Annotated in this window: 7 protein-coding genes; all 7 read left to right on the top strand. The window is 65.9% G+C overall.

The window, feature by feature from the left end; genetic code table 11:
• Window positions 1-274 precede the first annotated feature (274 nt).
• On the top strand, window positions 275-3799 hold the full coding sequence (gene rpoB, locus EYE40_RS10925; RefSeq protein ID WP_130981971.1) for a DNA-directed RNA polymerase subunit beta: 3525 nt from the start codon (window positions 275-277) through the stop codon (window positions 3797-3799).
• A 51-nt stretch (window positions 3800-3850) separates the two neighbouring features.
• Complete coding sequence (locus EYE40_RS10920) at window positions 3851-7732, top strand: DNA-directed RNA polymerase subunit beta' (RefSeq protein WP_130981970.1); 3882 nt, start codon at window positions 3851-3853, stop codon at window positions 7730-7732.
• A 212-nt stretch (window positions 7733-7944) separates the two neighbouring features.
• A complete protein-coding gene (locus tag EYE40_RS10915) occupies window positions 7945-9084 on the top strand; it encodes a serine/threonine-protein kinase (protein WP_240034795.1) in 1140 nt (379 codons plus the stop codon).
• Window positions 9084-15047, top strand: a complete 5964-nt coding sequence (locus EYE40_RS10910) for an Ig-like domain-containing protein (protein WP_130981968.1) — start codon at window positions 9084-9086, stop codon at window positions 15045-15047. The genes EYE40_RS10915 and EYE40_RS10910 overlap by 1 nt, the downstream gene beginning before the upstream one ends.
• A gap of 33 nt (window positions 15048-15080) precedes the next feature.
• Window positions 15081-16046, top strand: coding sequence for an AAA family ATPase (locus EYE40_RS10905; RefSeq protein WP_130981967.1), 966 nt, complete (start codon window positions 15081-15083; stop codon window positions 16044-16046).
• The gene (locus tag EYE40_RS10900) at window positions 16043-17398 is read left to right on the top strand and encodes a DUF58 domain-containing protein (protein WP_130981966.1); all 1356 of its coding nucleotides are present in this window, start codon (window positions 16043-16045) and stop codon (window positions 17396-17398) included. The genes EYE40_RS10905 and EYE40_RS10900 overlap by 4 nt, the downstream gene beginning before the upstream one ends.
• Window positions 17395-19917 (top strand): transglutaminase TgpA family protein, encoded by a 2523-nt coding sequence (locus EYE40_RS10895; RefSeq protein WP_130981965.1) that lies wholly within the window; start codon window positions 17395-17397, stop codon window positions 19915-19917. Before EYE40_RS10900 ends, EYE40_RS10895 begins: the two co-directional genes overlap by 4 nt.
• Window positions 19918-19927: the final 10 nt, after the last annotated feature.

Genomic DNA, 19927 nt, shown 5'->3' with positions numbered 1-19927 from the left:
TTACCGGGGCATACAGGTCTGTCGCGAAGCCGGAGCGGTACTTATAGCCGAATCGAGGATGCAGGTCAAGATTTTGGTAGACACGGCGCGTCATTCCGGACTAGAGTGGTTCTTTGCGCTCCCAGGTCATCCACGTCGTCATATTGCGGACAACGTGAGCGCCCCGAGTATAACGGCGGGGCGGATCTCATCGAGTTCCCTGCGAGCAAATTCATTACCGACAGTCGGTTTCTACCGGCATGAGGACCCGACGGGGTCCACGGAGGTTATTTCCTTGGCTGCTGCGCGCACTGCGTCCACCAAAAAGTCCACCAAGAACGGCCGCGCAGCATCGCGGCTTTCTTTCGCAAAGATTACTGACACCCTGACGGTTCCCGATCTGCTCGCTTTGCAGACCGAGAGCTTCGACTGGCTCGTCGGCAACGATGTCTGGAAGACGCGCACGGCGGAGGGTGTGGCCCAGGGCCGCACCGACCTCCCGTCACGCAGCGGCCTCGACGAGATCTTCGAGGAGATTTCTCCGATCGAGGACCTCGGCGAGACGATGCAGCTGTCGTTCACCGGACCGGAGCTCGAAGAGCCGAAGTACACGATCGATGAGTGCAAGGAGCGCGGCAAGACCTTCGCCGCACCGCTCTACGTGAACGCCGAGTTCATGAACCACCTCACCGGTGAGATCAAGACCCAGACGGTCTTCATGGGCGACTTCCCGCTCATGACCATCAAGGGAACCTTCATCATCAACGGCACCGAGCGTGTCGTCGTGTCCCAGCTCGTGCGCTCGCCCGGTGTCTACTTCGACCGCACCCCCGAGAAGCTGTCCGACAAGGACATCTACTCCGCTCGCATCATCCCGAGCCGCGGCGCATGGCTCGAGTTCGAGATCGACAAGCGCGACCAGGTCGGCGTGCGCATCGACCGCAAGCGCAAGCAGAGCGTGACCGTCTTCCTCAAGGCCCTCGGCCTCACGAGCGAGCAGATCCTCGAGGAGTTCAAGGGCTTCCCGTCGATCGAGCTGACCCTCGAGAAGGACAACATCCTCACCAAGGAAGAAGCCCTCAAGGACATCTACCGCAAGCTCCGTCCCGGAGAGCAGGTTGCCGCCGAGGCCGCCCGCGCCCTCCTCGACAACTTCTACTTCAACTCGAAGCGCTACGACCTCGCGAAGGTTGGTCGTTACAAGATCAACCGCAAGCTCGGTATCGATGCAGCCCTGACCGACTCGGTGCTCAGCATCGAGGACATCATCGCGACCATCAAGTACCTGGTCTCGCTGCACGACACGTCCGCCCCGAACGTCACCGTTCACGACAACGCTCTCGCGACTGTCAAGGGTGTCCGTGACGGCAAGAAGGTCGACATCCGCCTCGACGTGGACGACATCGACCACTTCGGCAATCGTCGCATCCGCGCGGTCGGCGAGCTCATCCAGAACCAGGTCCGCACCGGTCTGTCCCGCATGGAGCGCGTCGTTCGCGAGCGCATGACCACGCAGGACATCGAAGCGATCACCCCGCAGACCCTGATCAACGTGCGCCCCGTCGTCGCCGCGATCAAGGAGTTCTTCGGTACCTCGCAGCTCTCGCAGTTCATGGACCAGAACAACCCGCTCGCGGGTCTGACCCACAAGCGCCGCCTGTCGGCGCTTGGTCCGGGTGGTCTGTCGCGTGAGCGTGCAGGCGTCGAGGTGCGAGACGTTCACCCGTCGCACTACGGCCGCATGTGCCCCATCGAGACTCCGGAAGGCCCGAACATCGGCCTGATCGGTTCGCTCGCGTCGTTCGCACGCATCAACGCGTTCGGGTTCATCGAGACCCCGTACCGTCGCGTCGTGGGCGGCAAGGTCACCACCACGATCGACTACCTCACGGCGAGTGAAGAGGACGACTTCGTTGTCGCCCAGGCAAACGCACCGCTGACGGCAGACGCTCACTTCGCCGACCCCCGCGTGCTCGCACGTAAGAAGGGTGGCGAGGTCGACCTGATCCCGACCGAGCAGATCGGCTACATGGATGTCTCGCCGCGCCAGATGGTGTCGGTGGCAACGTCCCTTATCCCGTTCCTCGAGCACGACGATGCGAACCGCGCACTCATGGGTGCCAACATGCAGCGCCAGGCAGTTCCGCTGCTGCGCTCGGAGAGCCCGCTCGTCGGAACCGGTATGGAGGGCTTCGCGGCCATCGACGCCGGCGACGTGCTGACCGCCGAGAAGGCCGGTGTTGTCGCTGAGGTCTCCGCTGACTCCGTCACGATCCAGCTCGACGAGGGTGGAACGCAGGACTACTACCTGCGCAAGTTCGACCGCTCCAACCAGGGCACGTCGTACAACCACCGCGTCATCGTCAACGCCGGCGACCGTATCGAGGCCGGAGAGGTCATCGCTGATGGCCCCGCGACCGAGAACGGCGAGCTCGCACTCGGAAAGAACCTGCTCGTGGCATTCATGCCGTGGGAGGGTCACAACTTCGAGGACGCGATCATCCTGAGCCAGAACCTCGTGAAGGATGACGTTCTCTCGTCCATCCACATCGAGGAGTACGAGGTCGACGCGCGCGACACCAAGCTGGGCAAGGAGGAGATCACCCGTGACCTCCCCAACGTCTCGCCTGAGCTGCTCGCAGACCTCGACGAGCGCGGCATCATCCGCATCGGTGCAGAGGTTCGCCCCGGCGACATCCTCGTCGGAAAGGTCACGCCGAAGGGCGAGACCGAGCTTTCCGCCGAAGAGCGCCTGCTGCGCGCGATCTTCAACGAGAAGAGCCGCGAGGTGCGTGACACCTCGCTCAAGGTTCCTCACGGTGAAGAGGGCACGATCATCGCTGTCAAGGAGTTCTCCGCTGACAACGACGACGAGCTCGGCTCGGGTGTCAACCAGCGCGTCGTCGTGTACATCGCCCAGAAGCGCAAGATCACCGCGGGTGACAAGCTCGCCGGTCGTCACGGCAACAAGGGTGTCATCTCGAAGATCCTGCCCGTCGAAGACATGCCGTTCCTCGCGGATGGCACGCCCGTCGACATCATCCTGAACCCGCTCGGTATCCCGGGACGAATGAACTTCGGCCAGGTTCTCGAGACCCACCTCGGGTGGATCGCGAAGCAGGGATGGGAAGTCAAGGGCAGCCCGAAGTGGGCAGCCGGCATCCCGGAGCACGCTCTCAAGGCTGCACCGAACACCAAGGTCGCGACCCCGGTGTTCGACGGCGCCCTGGAGCAGGAGATCGAAGGTCTGCTCGACTCGACCACACTCACGCGTGACGGCGAGCGCATGATCGACTCCACCGGAAAGACCCGTCTGTTCGACGGTCGCTCCGGTGAGCCGTTCCCGCAGCCCATCTCGGTGGGCTACATGTACATCCTCAAGCTGCACCACCTTGTCGACGACAAGATCCACGCACGCTCGACGGGTCCGTACTCGATGATCACGCAGCAGCCGCTCGGTGGTAAGGCGCAGTTCGGTGGACAGCGCTTCGGTGAGATGGAGGTCTGGGCACTCGAGGCCTATGGCGCCGCTTACGCACTGCAGGAGCTGCTCACGATCAAGTCCGACGACATCCTCGGCCGCGTCAAGGTGTACGAGGCCATCGTCAAGGGCGAGAACATCCAGGAGCCCGGTATCCCCGAGAGCTTCAAGGTCCTCATCAAGGAGATGCAGTCACTCTGCCTGAACGTCGAAGTGCTTTCGGCCGACGGCTCGGTAGTGAACCTGCGCGACACGGATGACGAGGTCTTCCGCGCTGCGGAGGAGCTGGGCATCAACATCTCCACTCGGTTCGAGTCCTCGTCCATCGACGAGATCTAGACCGACCCGAGTTCGACGAACCTACAGTTTTTTTCGAAGAGAGAAGATAAATTGCTCGACGTTCACGCGTTTGACGAAATCAAGATCGGTCTCGCTACCGCTGACGACATCCGTCGTTGGTCGCATGGCGAGGTCAAGAAGCCCGAAACCATCAACTACCGCACGCTCAAGCCCGAGAAGGACGGCCTCTTCGGAGAGCAGATCTTCGGACCGAGCCGTGACTGGGAGTGCAGCTGCGGCAAGTACAAGCGAGTGCGCTTCAAGGGCATCGTTTGTGAGCGCTGTGGCGTAGAGGTCACGAAGTCGTCGGTGCGCCGCGAGCGCATGGGCCACATCGAGCTCGCCGCCCCGGTCACCCACATCTGGTACTTCAAGGGCGTTCCCTCGCGCCTCGGCTACCTGCTTGACATGGCGCCGAAGGACCTTGAAAAGGTCATCTACTTCGCCGCGTACATGATCATCTCGGTAGACGTGGATGCGCGTCACGAGGACATGCCCGGACTTGAGAACGAGCTCCGCCTCGAGATCAAGACCCTCGAGGGCCAGCGCGACGCTCGCATCGCCGACCGTCTCCAGAAGCTCGAGGAAGACCTCGAAGCTCTTGAGGCCGAAGGCGCCAAGAGCGACCAGAAGCGCCGCACGAAGGATGGCGCCGAGAAGGAGATGGGTCAGGCCCGCAAGTCGTTCGACGAGCAGATCGCCCAGCTCGAGCGTGTGTGGGATGACTTCCGCAACCTCAAGGTCGGCGACCTCAAGCCGGAAGACGCTGTCTTCCACGACCTCCAGGACCGTTTCGGAACGTACTTCGAAGCGTTCATGGGTGCCGAGGCCATCCAGAAGCGCCTGCAGGCCTTCGACCTGGCCAACGAGAGCGTTGACCTGCACGACCAGATCGCCAACGGCAAGGGCCAGAAGAAGATCCGCGCCATCAAGCGCCTCCGAGTGGTCAACTCCTTCCTGCAGACCGGCAACTCGCCGGCCGCCATGGTGCTCGAGGTCGTTCCGGTCATCCCGCCTGAGCTGCGCCCGATGGTTCAGCTCGACGGTGGCCGCTTCGCGACCTCCGACCTCAACGACCTCTACCGTCGTGTGATCAACCGCAACAACCGTCTCCGCCGCCTGCTCGACCTCGGTGCCCCCGAGATCATCGTGAACAACGAGAAGCGCATGCTGCAGGAGGCCGTTGACGCACTGTTCGACAACGGTCGTCGTGGACGCCCCGTCACCGGTACCGGCAACCGCGCCCTCAAGTCCCTGAGCGACATGCTCAAGGGAAAGCAGGGTCGTTTCCGCCAGAACCTGCTCGGAAAGCGCGTGGACTACTCCGGTCGTTCGGTCATCATCGTCGGTCCGCAGCTCAAGCTCCACCAGTGTGGTCTGCCCAAGCAGATGGCACTCGAGCTGTTCAAGCCGTTCGTGATCAAGCGCCTCATCGACCTCAGCCACGCTCAGAACATCAAGAGCGCCAAGCGTATGGTCGAGCGTTCACGCCCGCAGGTGTGGGACGTGCTCGAGGAGATCATCCGCGAGCGCCCCGTGCTGCTGAACCGCGCACCTACCCTTCACCGCCTGGGCATCCAGGCCTTCGAGCCTCAGCTCGTGGAGGGTAAGGCCATCCAGCTGCACCCGCTCGTGTGTGCCGCGTTCAACGCCGACTTCGACGGTGACCAGATGGCAGTCCACCTGCCGCTGTCCGTTGAGGCCCAGGCCGAGGCGCGCATCCTCATGCTCGCGTCGAACAACATCCTGAAGCCGTCTGACGGTCGCCCGGTGACCCTGCCCACACAGGACATGATCATCGGTCTGCACCACATGACGACCCTCAAGGAGGGTTCGGAGGGCGAAGGCCGTGCGTTCTCGTCGATCGCTGAAGCGATCCTCGCGTTCGACCAGCACTCGCTCGACCTCAATGCCAAGGTGCGCATCCGTCTCGAGAACCTCCACTTCGCCGAAGGCGATGCACCCGAGGGCTTCGAGCAGGGCAACGTTGTGCTGCAGTCGACCACCCTCGGTCGCGCACTCTTCAACGAGGCTCTGCCGAGCGACTACCCCTACGTAGAGGCAGTCGCCGACAAGGGACAGATCTCCGCGATCGTCAACGACCTCGCCGAGCGGTACCCCAAGGTGGAGGTCGCAGCAGCACTCGACCGCATCAAGGACGCCGGCTTCCACTGGGCGACCCGCTCGGGCGTCACCGTTGCGCTGTCCGACGTGCTCACGCCGCCGAACAAGCGCGAGATCATCGGTGGTTACGAGAAGCAGGCCGCCAAGGTTCAGTCGCAGTTCGAGAAGGGCCTCACGACCGACGCCGAGCGTCGCCAGGAGCTCATCGAGATCTGGAACAAGGCAACCGCCGAAGTCGCCAAGGCGATGGAAGACAACATGCCGGAGAACAACACCATCAACCGCATGGTCACCTCCGGTGCCCGCGGTAACTGGATGCAGGTTCGCCAGATCGCCGGTATGCGTGGACTCGTGTCGAACCCGAAGGGTGAGATCATCCCTCGCCCGATCATCTCCTCGTACCGCGAGGGACTGTCGGTCGCCGAGTACTTCATCGCAACCCACGGTGCCCGTAAGGGCCTCGCCGACACCGCGCTCCGCACGGCTGACTCGGGTTACCTCACGCGCCGTCTCGTTGACGTCTCGCAGGATGTCATCATCCGCGAAGACGACTGCGGCACCTCCAAGGGCCTCGACATGCCGATCGCCGCACAGGATGCCGCTGGCGCCTGGGTGCTCGACTCCAACGTCGAGAACTCGGTCTACGCACGCAGCCTCGCCGCTGATGCAGTGGACGCCAAGGGCAAGGTCATCGCCGAAGCCGGCGCCGACGTCGGAGACGTTCTGCTCGACACGCTGCTCGCAGCGGGAGTGCACAACATCAAGGTGCGTTCGGTGCTCACGTGTGAGTCCGCTGTCGGTGTGTGTGCCGTCTGCTACGGTCGCTCGCTCGCTACCGGCCTGCTCGTCGACATCGGTGAGGCCGTCGGTATCATCGCGGCCCAGTCGATCGGTGAGCCCGGAACGCAGCTCACGATGCGTACCTTCCACACCGGTGGTGTTGCATCCGCCGATGACATCACGCAGGGTCTGCCGCGCGTCACCGAGCTGTTCGAGGCTCGTACCCCCAAGGGTGCGTCCCCGATCGCCGAGGCCGCCGGTCGCATCACCATCGAGGACACGGACCGCAGCCGCAAGCTGATCCTGACCCCCGACAACGGTGACGAGCCCATCGCGTACCCGGTGCTCCGTCGTGCAACCCTCCTCATCGAGGATGGCCAGCACGTCGAGCTCGGACAGCAGCTCCACGTCGGCAACCTGGACCCGAAGGAAGTTCTTCGCGTCAAGGGTGTCCGTGCCGTGCAGCTGCACCTCGTCGATGGTGTGCAGGGCGTCTACCGCTCGCAGGGTGTTCCGATTCACGACAAGCACATCGAGGTCATCGTTCGCCAGATGCTCCGCAAGGTGACTGTCGTCGACCACGGTGACACCGGGCTGCTGCCGGGTGAGCTCGTCGATCGCCTGAAGTACAACGAGGTCAACCGCGCTGTACTGACCGAAGGTCGTGCAACCGCGTCCGCTCGACAGGAGATCCTCGGTATCACCAAGGCATCGCTCGCGACCGAGTCGTGGCTGTCGGCCGCGTCGTTCCAGGAGACCACGCGTGTTCTCACGCAGGCCGCCATGGAGGGCAAGTCCGACCCGCTGATGGGTCTCAAGGAGAACGTCATCATCGGAAAGCTCATCCCGGCCGGCACGGGTCTCCCGCGCTACCGCGATGTGTCCGTCGAGGCGACCGAAGAGGCAAAGGCCGAGCGCTACCCGAACCGCATCTTCACGGATGACTCGGTATTCAGCGAGTCCGACCTGAGCTTCGTCGACTTCGACACGTTCTCGTCAGACGACTACACGCCTGGCACGTACAACTAACAAGTAGTACCCACAACTGGGGCCCGGAGCATTCACTGCTCCGGGCCTCAGCTGTTCCTGCCCCGAGGTGCCCTCAGTTATAGTTGAGCCACGGCGCGACACGGGGGTAGCCGAATCCTTCTATGGACCCAGCGGTCTATGGGCAACACCTCCTTGTTCACGCCCAGTCGCAGAGCTGCGCGAGATCAGTACCGCCTAACCCAGGAGTCGCCGTGTCAACGAGGTTGCCCGCGCAGCCGCCGGTGCTCGCCGGGTACACATACTCGCGCCTGCTCGGCTCCGGTGGTTTCGCCGATGTCTACCTTTTCGAGCAGAACATGCCGAAGCGCTCGGTCGCGGTGAAGGTGCTGCTGCAGAACATCGTCGACGAGAGTGTGCTGCGCACATTCAATGCCGAGGCCGATTCGATGGCCAGGCTCAGCGCGCATCCCTCGATCCTCACGGTCTTCGACGCCTCGATCTCCTCCGACGGCCGGCCATTCCTCGTGATGGAACTGTGCAAGGCCTCGATGGGCGGCCGGTACCGCAAGGAGCAGCTCACTGTGAGCGAGGTGCTCAACATCGGCGTCAAGATCGCGAGCGCGCTCGAGACCGCCCACCGCACAGGTCTCCTGCACCGCGACATCAAGCCTTCCAACATCCTCATCACGAGTTTCGGCACCCCGGTACTCGCCGACTTCGGCATCGCCGGCTCGATCGCGAACGCCGACAACGACGAGGTCATCCTCATGTCGGTGCCGTGGAGCGCCCCCGAGGTCGTCGAGCTGCGGTCATCCGGCTCGATCGCCACCGAGGTCTGGGCGCTCGGCGCAACCCTCTACACGCTGCTCGCCGGCCGCTCTCCGTTCGAGGCAGATGGCGCCGGTGCGAACGAGCAGAAGCAGCTGAGCTCGCGCATCTCAAAGGCGAAGTTCGTTGCGATTGCGCGACCGGATGTCCCGGCGCGCCTTCAGCAGGCTCTCGCCCGTGCCCTCAGCCGCGACCCGGCGATGCGCCAGGCGTCGATGCTCGAGCTGGCCACGGAACTGCAGCACGTGCAGCACGAGCTCGGCCTGATGCCGACCCCGCTCGAGGTCGCGACCGACGACTGGATCGCCGCCGACGCCCCCGTCAACTTCGACAACGCCGTGCACCGCGGACCGGTGGTGTCGACCGTCGCCCAGAACTCCCGCCGTTCGACCGCGGTCAACACCGATGCCAACCGTCGCCGGCCCGACGACGAAGCTGTGCTGACCCAGGGTCCCGCCCGCGCCCGCAAGTCCCCGCTCGTGCCGCTGCTCTGGGTCGCCGGATCCGTTGTGGTGCTCGCCATCATCGCGATCGTCGGCGCCGTTGTGATCGGCGGCCTGTGATGGCCCGCATCAAGCGCGGCTTCGGCCTGAGCCGCAAGGCTCGCGTCTCCCTCATCAAGGGTGGCGCGACCGTGGCAATCGTCGGCCTGCTCGTGGGCGTCGCGGTCGTCGCCGAGGGCTTCGACGTCAAGCAGACACCCGTCAACGACAGCTCGATCTGGGCACTCCAGGTCGGCGAGGCCAACCGCTACGCGCGCATCAATACCGACCTGCGCGAGCTCGACACGGTGCGCAACGTCAAGGCGCCGAGCGACATCGTGCAGACCGCGAACTCGGTGCTGCTGCTCGCCGAGAACAACACCAAGGTCGCCGATGTCGACGCGAAGGCCGCCGAGGACATCGACGGCGAGTCGAGCGCGATGCGGGACACCCCGCCCGGAACCGCGAGTGTCACGACGACGGGAAGCCTCGTCGGCTACCTGACCGGCGACGGCAACGTCTACGTCGCCGACATCGACGAGGGCGCGGAGGCGAACCCGGTGTCGGTCGACCCCTACGCCGACGACGAGGTGCCCGAGGGCGAGGATCCGCGCCAGTACGTCTCCGACGCTATCGCCATCGGCACTGACGGCATGCTCTACTCCTACTCGAGCCTCGACGGCACGGTGCTGCGCTACGACACAAAAACTGGCGAGATCGTCGGGACCGACCAGGTTGAGGACGGCCCGACCGAGGTCGGCTCCACCCTCACCGTCGTGGGCTCCACCTGGGTGCTGCTCGACGTCGATGGCGACCAGGTGCTGACATCCGCCCTGGGCGCGGTCGACACCGACCTGACCGGTGCCGGCGTTCTTCAGGCGTCGGCGCAGGGCGGCGACCGGGTCTATATCGCCGGCTCGAACATCCTGATCTCGATCAATCTGGGCGATGGGTCGGTGACCGACGAGTTCGGCGGCGACGCGGCGCTCGGTGTGCCCGCCCAGCCGATGGCGAACGGCGACACGGTGCTCGCGGCCTGGCTCGACGGCCCCTCCGGAACCCTGTGGAGCAGCGATACCCGCGAGAGCACGCCCCTCGACTATGCGGGTGCCGAGCTGGCAACCGACCCGCAGCCGCAGTTCCGTGGCAACGGTGCGCGGTACATCCTCAACGACGTGCAGAGCGGCTGGGTCTGGACGGTTCCCGACGGCGAGCTCGTGCCCTCCTCGCAGGACTGGGCGCTCACCGAGACGCAGGAGGAGAACCTCGAAGAGGACACCGAGACCGCGACGGAGGTGACCGAGGCCAAGCCCCCGGTCGCCGTCAAGGACTCGTTCGGTGTTCGCTCCGGCGCCCTCGTGCAGTTGCCCGTGCTGCTCAACGACCACGACCCGAACGAAGACGTGCTGACCGTCGCGCCCGGCACGCTGAGCGCCCTGCCCGCGTCGTTCGGCAAGCTCAGCATCACCAACAACGACCAACAGGTCACGGTTCAGGTCGCCGATGGTGCGAAGGGATCGGCGACGTTCTCCTACGCCGTGACCGACGGCACCCGCGAGGGCGGGCTGACGTCCGCGCCGACCACCGTGACCCTGACCGTCAAAACCGACCAGACCGCGCCCGTGTGGTGTGGGGTTCTCGAGTGCCAGCAGGAGTGGCCGTCCGTCGAGGTTCTGCCCGGCGGCTCCGTGCGCGCCAATGTGTTGAGCGCGTGGGTCGACCCGCAGGGCGACGCCCTCTACGTGAAGTCGGTGCGCAAGGAGAAGCCGTCCGACCTCGGCAGCGTCGCCGCAACGCAGGACGGCAACATCGTCTTCCAGCACCCCAACGCGAGCTCCGCACAGGGCGGCGCGATCCCGGTAGTCGTGAGTGTCGCCGACGCGCGCGGCGGCATCACCGAGAAGACCCTCAACATCCAGGTCACGCCGACGCCGAGCCTTGTCGCCGTGCCGTTCGCCGTCACGACTATCGCGAACGAGCCGATCACCATCGACCCGACCGACCACGTCTCGGGCGTCAACGGCGGCATCACGATCACGTCCGCCAATACGGGGGCGGATGACGGCTCTCTCGTCTCCCTGAACGACGGCCGATCCACCTTCCAGTTCCAATCGCCGAACGCGGGCAGCTTCCTCGTCGCCTACACCCTCAAGGATGCGGCAAACGAAGCCTCGTCCATCGTGCGCGTCACCGTGCTCTCCGCCGACACGCAGGCCATCACCACCGCGCCGGTCACCGTATTCGTGCGGCCCAAGCTCGACTCCACCGTGGATGTGTTCTCGGCTGTATCCAACCCGGCTGGACGGGTGCTGCTGCTGAGCGAGGCCCTGCCGCGTGCGGCCAACGGCGCGGGTCTCGACGTCAACGTCGTCGATCACCGCCTGATCCGCGTCAAGGGTGAGACGGCCAGCGGCCAGCCCGGCGTGCTCGGCACGGTGCGTTACACGATCACCGACGGAACCAACACGGCCGGCGGCACGATCCAGGGCGAGGCCACGATCATCCAGCTCGCTACATCGAGCTCGCAGGCGCCGATCGCGCTCGACGACGCGGTGTCGGTGCGCGCCGGCAGCTATGTCGACGTGCCCGTGCTCGAGAACGACGTCGCGGCCGATGGCAACGCGATGGTGCTCAACCCCGACGCGCTCGAGAACTCGGCGAAGTCCGGATTCGCCTTCACCCGCGGCTCGGTCGTGCGTTACATCGCCCCCGAGAAGGAGGGCCGCTACGAGCTCTTCTACGGCGTCTACTCGGCCGGGACCCCCGCGGCCTCCGACATCGCGAAGATCAGCATCACGGTCGTGCCCCGCGGAGCGAACGGCGATCCTCAGCCGCGCACGCTGACCGGGCGTGTGCTCGCGGGGGAGACGGTCTCCATCCCGTTCGACGACTACGGTCTCGACCCCGACGGCGACGCCGTGCTGCTCGACGGAATCGAGAAGCAGCCGACGAGCGGCACCGCGACCATCGCCGCCGACGGCCAGTCCATCATCTACACGAGCGTTACGGGCTTCAAAGGCCCCGTCGAGTTCCAGTACCGCGTCAAGGACGAGGTGGGCAAGACGGCGACCGCGAGCGTGCGCGTCGGCGTGCTCGATGCGCAGTCCGACCCGAGCCCCGTCACCTTCAGCGACTACGTCGAGGTGCAGGTCGGCGACGACAAGAAGGTCTCCGTCTACCCCGCCGCGAACGACATCGACCCGGCGGGCAAGGATCTCACCCTGGTCGACGTGATTCCGGATGCCCGTGCGGGCAGCGAGGAAGCCGCAGCCCTCGACGCACTCATCGGCAGTGTCGACGAGTCGGGCGTTCTGCTGAACGCCGGCACCGAGCTCGGCACCAAGACATTCATCTACACGGTCGTCAACTCCACGGGCGATACCGGCATCGGCCTCATCGTTCTCAAGGTCGTGCCGCAGGCCGTTCCCGACCGGCCGCAGATCGCCGATACCTACGTAACTCTCGACCAGCGCGCGGGCTTCGCTGACGGCATCGACGTCGTTACCGGCAAGGTGAGCTGGCTCTCCGGTGAACTGAAGAAGCTCAAGCTGAGCTTCTACGGAGACCAGGGCGACCTCGAGATCGACGGCTGGAAGATCAGTGGCGCGCTGCCCGAGAAGTCGGCGGTCATCCCGTTCAAGCTCGAAGGCGACAACTTCTTCGGGGAGAAGGTGGCCTCGTACGGCTACCTGCACATCCCGGGCCGCGACGACATCATCCTCGCGCTGGCGAGCGGCGTCGGACCGCAGAACGTCAAGGAGAAGCTCTCGGTCGAGTTCGACCTCGACCGACTGATGGCGATTCCGCGCGACGAGACGCTCGTCGTCGCGCCGAAGGCGAAGATCACCACGACCGGCGCTCGCGCGGAGGCCACCTGCACGCTCGTCTCCGGCACGAAGGTGCGCTACGACGCGGGCAAGGGTGAGCCATGGGTCGATTCCTGTACCGTCTCGGTCAAGCTCCAGGGCCAGAAGAGCTACTCCGATGTGCTCGTGCCGATCGCCGTCGAACCCGAGATCGCCCAGCCCGAGCTGCGTCCCGCCTCGCTCACCGTGAGCCCGGCCGCCGGCCCCAGCACCTTCGACCTGCACAAGATGACCGTGTGGCGCGGCAAGGAGCGCTTCGACGAGGTCACCTACGCGATCGAGTACTCGGGCGACCAGTTCGAGATCAGCCTGGGCTCCGACAACCGCACGCTGACCGTCGAGTCATTCGACACCTCAAAGCCGGGCAAGACGGAGATCGTCAAGGTCATCCTCACCAGCCACGACGGCACCTCTGGCACCATCTCGGTCAAGGTCGGCCCCGCGCCGACCGCCCTTCCGCAGGGCGGCACCATCAACGAGACCTGCGTTGTGGGCAAGGCCGACTGCGTCGTGAACGTGATCGGTCGCGGCGGCGAGGTCAACGTCTACAAGAACACCCCGCTCAAGCTGGTCAAGGTCGAGTCCTCCTCCACCTGCGAGGGCGTCACATTCTCCGTGGCCGACAACTCCCGCATCCGCGCCGCCTATGCGCCCGACGTCACCGGCGCCAAGTGCCAGGTGCGGTTCGTCGTCGAAGACGCGCAGGGCAAGTTGAGTACGGATGACGGTCGCGGCACGTTCATCCTCGATCTGCACGGCTACCCGAAGACGCCCGACTCGGTCGAACAGGCCGCATTCGACGACGGCAGCATCCGCCTTCAGGTCAGCCCCGGCGCCTCGGCGTCGGCCTACCCCGACCTCACCGGCTTCGTGATCAAGACCGGACCGAAGAAGGTCGGCACCTGCACGACCGCGGGAGTCTGCACGCAGATCACCGGACTCACCAACGGCGAGAAGCTCACCTACAGTGCGTACGCGGTCAACTCCGCAGGCGAGTCGCTCGCACCCGTCACCACTCTCGCCTGGTCCTACGCGACCCCGGTGCTGGGCACCGTGGAGCGCACGCTCGTTTACCAGAACGGTGTGACGAGCCAGGACCGCGGATCGGTGAAGATCTCGATCACCGGATCCGACCCGACCGTCGTCTCCTACCGGGTGACCGGCAAGGACAACGTGCTGCCCCGCACCGGCGCGCTCACCGAAACCACTGTCTCGCTGCCGGTCGGTGGCCAGCAGGTCTCGGTCACGCCGATCAGCCAGTTCGAGATCCCCCGAGGACAGGGCGACGCGGGTGGAACGAACACGCAGACCATGCAGGTGGCCGGCCTGCCGAACATCACCGACTCGGGCGTCGTCAACTCGGCAGAGGATTCGCTCACCCTCGCGGGCACGGGCGTGAACGACAAGTTCAGCGCGAAGCCGCCGCAGAGCATCTTCATCGCCTACCGCGGCACGAAGCCCACCTGCTCGATCAACACGACGACCGGTGGCGAACTCGTCGCCACGGCGCCTGCCAACAGCTACCAGTCGACGACCTCGACCATCACCGTGCCGAAGAACCGCGAGTACGGCGTCTTCTTCTGCTACTCGAACGGCTTCGGTCTCGCTGTCGGCGACGTGAGCCGCGGCTTCCCGTACGACCAGCCCGACGCCCCGACCGGCTTCACCTACAAGGTGCGCGACGGCAGCGGCGACGGCAACTACCGCATCTCGATCCAGGACGCGCCCGCTGGCGAAGACGGCTTCTACATCAAGTACCGCGGCTACTCCGAGGGCAGCGGCGCCGACATCACCGGCAGCGCACCCGCGATCGGCGCCGCCTACTGCATCAACGTCTTCGGCTCCGAGCGCTGCTCGGGCCACGGAACGGTCAACCCGGTCGATGCGAACCGCTCGTGGCAGATCAGCGTGAACGTCTCGGGCGTCACCTGCGTGCGCCCGCGCCTCAGCGTGAACGTCGGCGGCGGCGCCGGCGGATCCGCAACGATCGACCAGGCGCGCTACGAGCGCGCGAACGGCGACTTCATCACGCCCGACGAGGGTGCGAACCCGCGCGATATCCCGCTCACGGCGGCCACGGTGCGGAACGTCGCGGGAACCATCAACTGGGGCGGTGCCAACTCCGGCCTGCAGCCGTACCAGTGGACGGCGAACTCCGAAACCGACTGCAGCTTCTAACCTCTACCCCACACCAAAGGAACACGAACCTCCATGCCGATCACCCCAGAACAGTCCGTGTGGTTCGCCGAGACCTTCACGAAGATGGTCGACAACGTCGAGCAGGCCGTGCTCGGCAAGAACCACGTGATCGAGCTGGTGCTCTCCGCGATGATCAGCGAGGGCCACATCCTGCTCGAGGACTTCCCAGGCACCGGCAAGACCTCGCTCGCTCGCGCCGTGTCGCAGACGGTGGATGGCACGAGCTCACGCATCCAGTTCACTCCCGACCTGCTGCCGGGCGATGTCACGGGCATCACCGTCTACGACCAGAAGAAGGGCGAGTTCGAATTCCACAACGGACCGATCTTCGCCAACGTCGTGCTCGCCGACGAGATCAACCGTGCGAGCGCCAAGACGCAGTCCGCCCTGCTCGAGGTCATGGAGGAGGGCCGGGTCACCGTCGACGGCAACTCGCGCCCCGTCGGCCTGCCGTTCCTCGTGATCGCCACCCAGAACCCGATCGAGCAGGCCGGAACCTACCGACTGCCCGAAGCTCAGCTCGACCGCTTTATGATCAAGACCTCGCTCGGCTACCCGGACCGCGCGGCCACCGTGCGCATCCTCGAGGCCACCGCAGACGTCAAGCAGGACCTCGCTCCGGTCGTCACCCCGCAGGTGCTGCTCGGCATGTCCGACCTCGCCCGCCAGGCCTACGTCAACCCGCTGCTGTTCGACTACATCTCGAGCATCGTCGAGGCGACCCGCACCGCCACACAGGTGCGCATGGGAGCGAGTGTGCGTGGCGCCCGCGCCCTCACCAAGGCCGCGAAGACCTGGGCCGTTGCGCACGGTCGCACCTACGTGACTCCGGATGACGTGAAGCTGCTCGCCGAGCCCGTTCTCTCGCACCGTCTCGTTCTCGATGCCGAGGCCGAGTTCGACGGCGTGACGGCGAACGCCGTTGTCGCGCAGATCGTGCTCGACATCGTGCCGCCGGCCCGAAACGATCTCGTGTGACGTTCGACACCCAGTCCCGCATCTCCCGGACGGTCGCCTCCACCGGCACCGCCACGCATACCCGTTACGTCACCAAGCGTGGCGGGGGCCGGTTCGTGTCGGTCGTCGTATGGGGACTCCGCGCCTGGCGCTGGTTCGCGCCCCGTTTTGTGAGTGCCATGCGCTGGGTCGGCAACACCGTGACGCCCGCCGGCTGGCTCGTGCTCGCCGCCCTGGTCGCCCTGCCGCTCGGCCTCATCTTCGGCTGGACCGAGGTCACCGTCGCCGGCTTCGTCGCGGTGCTGCTGCTGGTCGCCGCCGTGCCGTTCCTGTTCGGCGGCCACTCCTACGAAGTCGACCTCGACCTCACGACCGAGCGCGTCGTCGCCGGTGGAGAGGTCAACGGCGGGGTGAAGATCACCAACGTGTCCAAGCGCATCGCGCTTCCCGGGCGCATCGACATCCCGACCGGCAAGGGACTCGCCGACGTGCACGTGCCGTTGTTGCGCTCCGGCCACACCCACGAGGAACCGCTTGTCATCGCGACCCCGCGCCGCGGCGTGATCCGCGTCGGCCCGGTCACCTCGGTGCGCACCGATCCGCTGGGCATCCTCAAGCGCGAGGTCGCCTGGGTCGACCTGCACGACATCTTCGTGCACCCGCAGACGGCATCGATCCCGAGCACGAACGCGGGGTTCATCAAGGACCTCGAGGGCATGGCCTCGAACCAGGTCGTCGACTCCGACATCTCGTTCCACGCGATCCGCGAGTACGCGCAGGGTGACGCGCGCCGGCACATCCACTGGAAGTCCACCGCGAAGATGAACAAGCTCATGGTGCGCCAGTTCGAGGAGACGCGCCGCACGCGCCTCGCCCTCGTGCTGAGCCTCGACGAGTCCGAGTTTGCGAACGACGACGAGTTCGAGCTCGCCGTGAGCGTCGCCGGTTCGCTCGGTGTGCGCGCCATCCGTGACGCTCGCGACATCGCCGTCGTCGCGAGCGAGGAGATTCCCGAGTTCATCCGCGAGTCGGTGCAGTCGGTGCGCAGCCTCAACATCCTCAGCACACGCGGCCTGCTCGACGACCTGAGCACCGTCGAGTCCGGTGCGGCAGTCATGCCGATCGAGCAGGTCTGCTCGCTCGCGAGCCAGGTCGTGCACGACATGTCGATCGCCTTCGTGCTCTGCGGCTCGCTCGTCACCCCGCGTCGCCTGCAGTCCATCGCCGCGAAGTTCCCCACGAACGTCGCCGTCGTCGCCGTGGTCTGCGACCAGTCGGCCGAATCCTCGATGCGCAACCTGAGCGGGCTGAAGGTCATCACGATCGCTCTGCTCGACGACCTCAAGCAGCTGATGGCGAGGTCGGCGCGATGAGCGAACGCAGGCGCCGTGCGGCGACGAACGTGCGCAGCGAGGGCCGTTTCCTCGCAATCAATGCGGCGTTCCTGATCGGGATGATCGTGCTCGGCGCCGTCGCCGCGTGGCCGATCTACGAGACCCCCGCGTTTGTGATCCTGGTCGCGGTGAGCGTTGTGCTTGCCGCGGCGGTCGCCTTCACCGCGTTCATCCGCTCCTGGTCCTGGCTCACCGTTGTGCTGCTGACCCTCGGTGCCTACCTCGTGATCGGTGTGCCGCTCGCGGTGCCCGACGCCCTCGCGAGCCTCGGCGAACTGGTCGGCGGATTCCTCACGCTACTCACCGCCTCGGTCTTCGGCTGGAAGCAGCTCGTCACCGTCACCATCCCGGTCGGCACCTACCAGGGACTGCTCGTTCCCGCGCTCCTGGTCTTCCTATTCGGTACGGTCGGCGCGCTCTCGATCGCCTGGCGCGCGAAGAAGACCTACTGGATCGCCCTTCCGGTCGCCTTCGCGGTGCAGCTGTTCGGCCTCATCTTCGGCTCGGCCGTTCCCAGCGGATCCTCCACAATCGCCGGCCTTCCGCTGCTCGACCCGCGCGAACTCGCGCTCGGTCTCGCGAGCTTCCTGCTCGCCCTCGGCTTCCTGGTCTGGCGGGTGAGCTACGCGCGACGCGTTGCCGTCCGCCTCGCGCAGAGCGAGGGCGGTGTGCGCCAGGGCCGCTCCGGTCTGGGTGCGCTCGTGCGTCGCGTGAGCCTTGCGGTCGTCATCCTGCTCGTCTCTCTCGGTGCTTCCGCTGCGCTGCTGCCGGTCGTCGCCGCGACCAACGAGCGCGAGGTGCTGCGCACCACGATCGAGCCCGAGGTGCGCCTGCGCGACTACACGAGCCCGTTGTCGCAGTACCGCAGCTACTTCGACGAGCAGAGCTACGACTCCGAGTTGTTCACCGTCGAGGGGGAGCAGCCGGCCGGAACGCGACTGCGGCTCGCCGTGCTCAGCTACTACGACGGCGAGGTGTTCCGCGTCACCGACCCGAACGCCGACGACACGAACGAGAAGACGGCGTTCATCCGCATCCCGTATCGACTGAGCCCGGATGCTGGCGGCGGAAGCGAAGAGAAGGTCGCCGTCACCGTCGGCGACTATTCGGGTATCTGGATGCCCACCGTCGGGTCACTCGTGAGCGCGAGCTTCGAGGGCGCAGGATCCACCGCTCTCACCGAGGACTTCTTCTACAACGAGGCCACGTCATCCGCCGTCAATCTGGGTGTGCTCGCAAAGGGCGACAGCTATGTGATCGACGCGGTCGTGGGCGCTGGCACAGCCAGCCTGGGTGACCTCGTCGCCCCCGACTCGCGCGAGGGTCTCGTCGACGAGGCGCTGATTCCGAAGAGCCTCGTCAACTGGGTGCGCGCACAGGAGCTGTCGTCGAGCGGCTCCGGCCTGCAGGAGCTGATCGAGCGCCTGCGCGCCCGTGGCTACCTGAGCCACGGTCTCTCCGTCGGCGAGCCGGTGCCCGAGGGCGAGGCCGAGGAGGCCGAACCGCTCGCGCCGACCTGGGCCGACGACCTCGGCGACTACTCGTTCAAGCCGAGCTTCGCGGGCCACTCCGTCGGTCGCATCGACGAGCTGTTCACGTCGCTGCTCGAGAAGCAGAACTCCACCAACGACACCGCGGACACCCAGCTCGTTTCCGCGGTCGGTGACGACGAGCAGTTCGCCGTGGCCGCCGCACTCGTCGCGCAGCACCTCGGCTTCCCGGCGCGGGTGGTGCTCGGCTTCGCCCTCGACGACGTCGGGCAGACCGGCGAACCGCTGCCCGCCTGCGAGGCCGGCGTGTGCGAGGGCAAGAACCTGACCGCGTGGCTCGAGGTGCAGGGCGCGAGCGGCGAGTGGGCGACCGTGGATGTCACGCCGCAGCACAGCGACCCGCTCGACCCGGTCAACGAGAACCTGCGCGACCCCGAGAACTCGACCGAGGTCATCCAGGACTCGGCCACCGAGCAGCTTCCGCCCGACGCGAGCCCGAGCGGCGGCGACCAGCAGGACAACAGCGACGACGACAACGGCATCGACCTCGCCTGGCTCGCAGCGGTGCTGCGCATTGTCGGGCTTTCGCTGCTGGCGCTCCTCGTGCTGCTGTCTCCGTTCGTGACGATCCTCGTGGCGAAGGCCACCCGCCGCCGCGACCGCATGAAGGAGACGGTGCCCGAGAAGCGCATCGTCGGAGGGTGGGACGAGTACGTGGATGCCGCCCTCGACCACGGCCTTCCCGCGCCGACCACGCAGACCCGCACCGAACTCGCCCGCTCCTACGGCAGCCCACGCGGCGTGCAGCTCGCGCGCTTCGCCGACCGCGCGGTCTTCGACGCGACCGAGCCGGTGGACGCCGACGGCGACACCTTCTGGGAGATCGTCGAGGCCGAGCGCCTCGCCTTCTCGGCCGGGCTGACCCGTTGGCAACGACTCAGGGCGGCGCTCTCGCTGCGGTCGTTCACCAACTACCTGCGCTCTCAACTACCGACCACAAAACGATAAGGTAAGGCCA

The sequence above is a fragment of the Glaciihabitans arcticus genome (genome assembly GCF_004310685.1).
Taxonomy (GTDB): domain Bacteria; phylum Actinomycetota; class Actinomycetes; order Actinomycetales; family Microbacteriaceae; genus Conyzicola; species Conyzicola arctica.
This window is presented reverse-complemented; position numbering and strand designations above follow the sequence as displayed.

Excerpts from the sequence above, each read along its gene's own strand:
- EYE40_RS10910 (WP_130981968.1), top strand. The coding sequence starts at position 9,084 with ATGGCCCGCATCAAGCGCGGCTTCGGCCTGAGCCGCAAGGCTCGCGTC.
- EYE40_RS10905 (WP_130981967.1), top strand. The coding sequence starts at position 15,081 with ATGCCGATCACCCCAGAACAGTCCGTGTGGTTCGCCGAGACCTTCACG.
- EYE40_RS10895 (WP_130981965.1), top strand. The coding sequence starts at position 17,395 with ATGAGCGAACGCAGGCGCCGTGCGGCGACGAACGTGCGCAGCGAGGGC.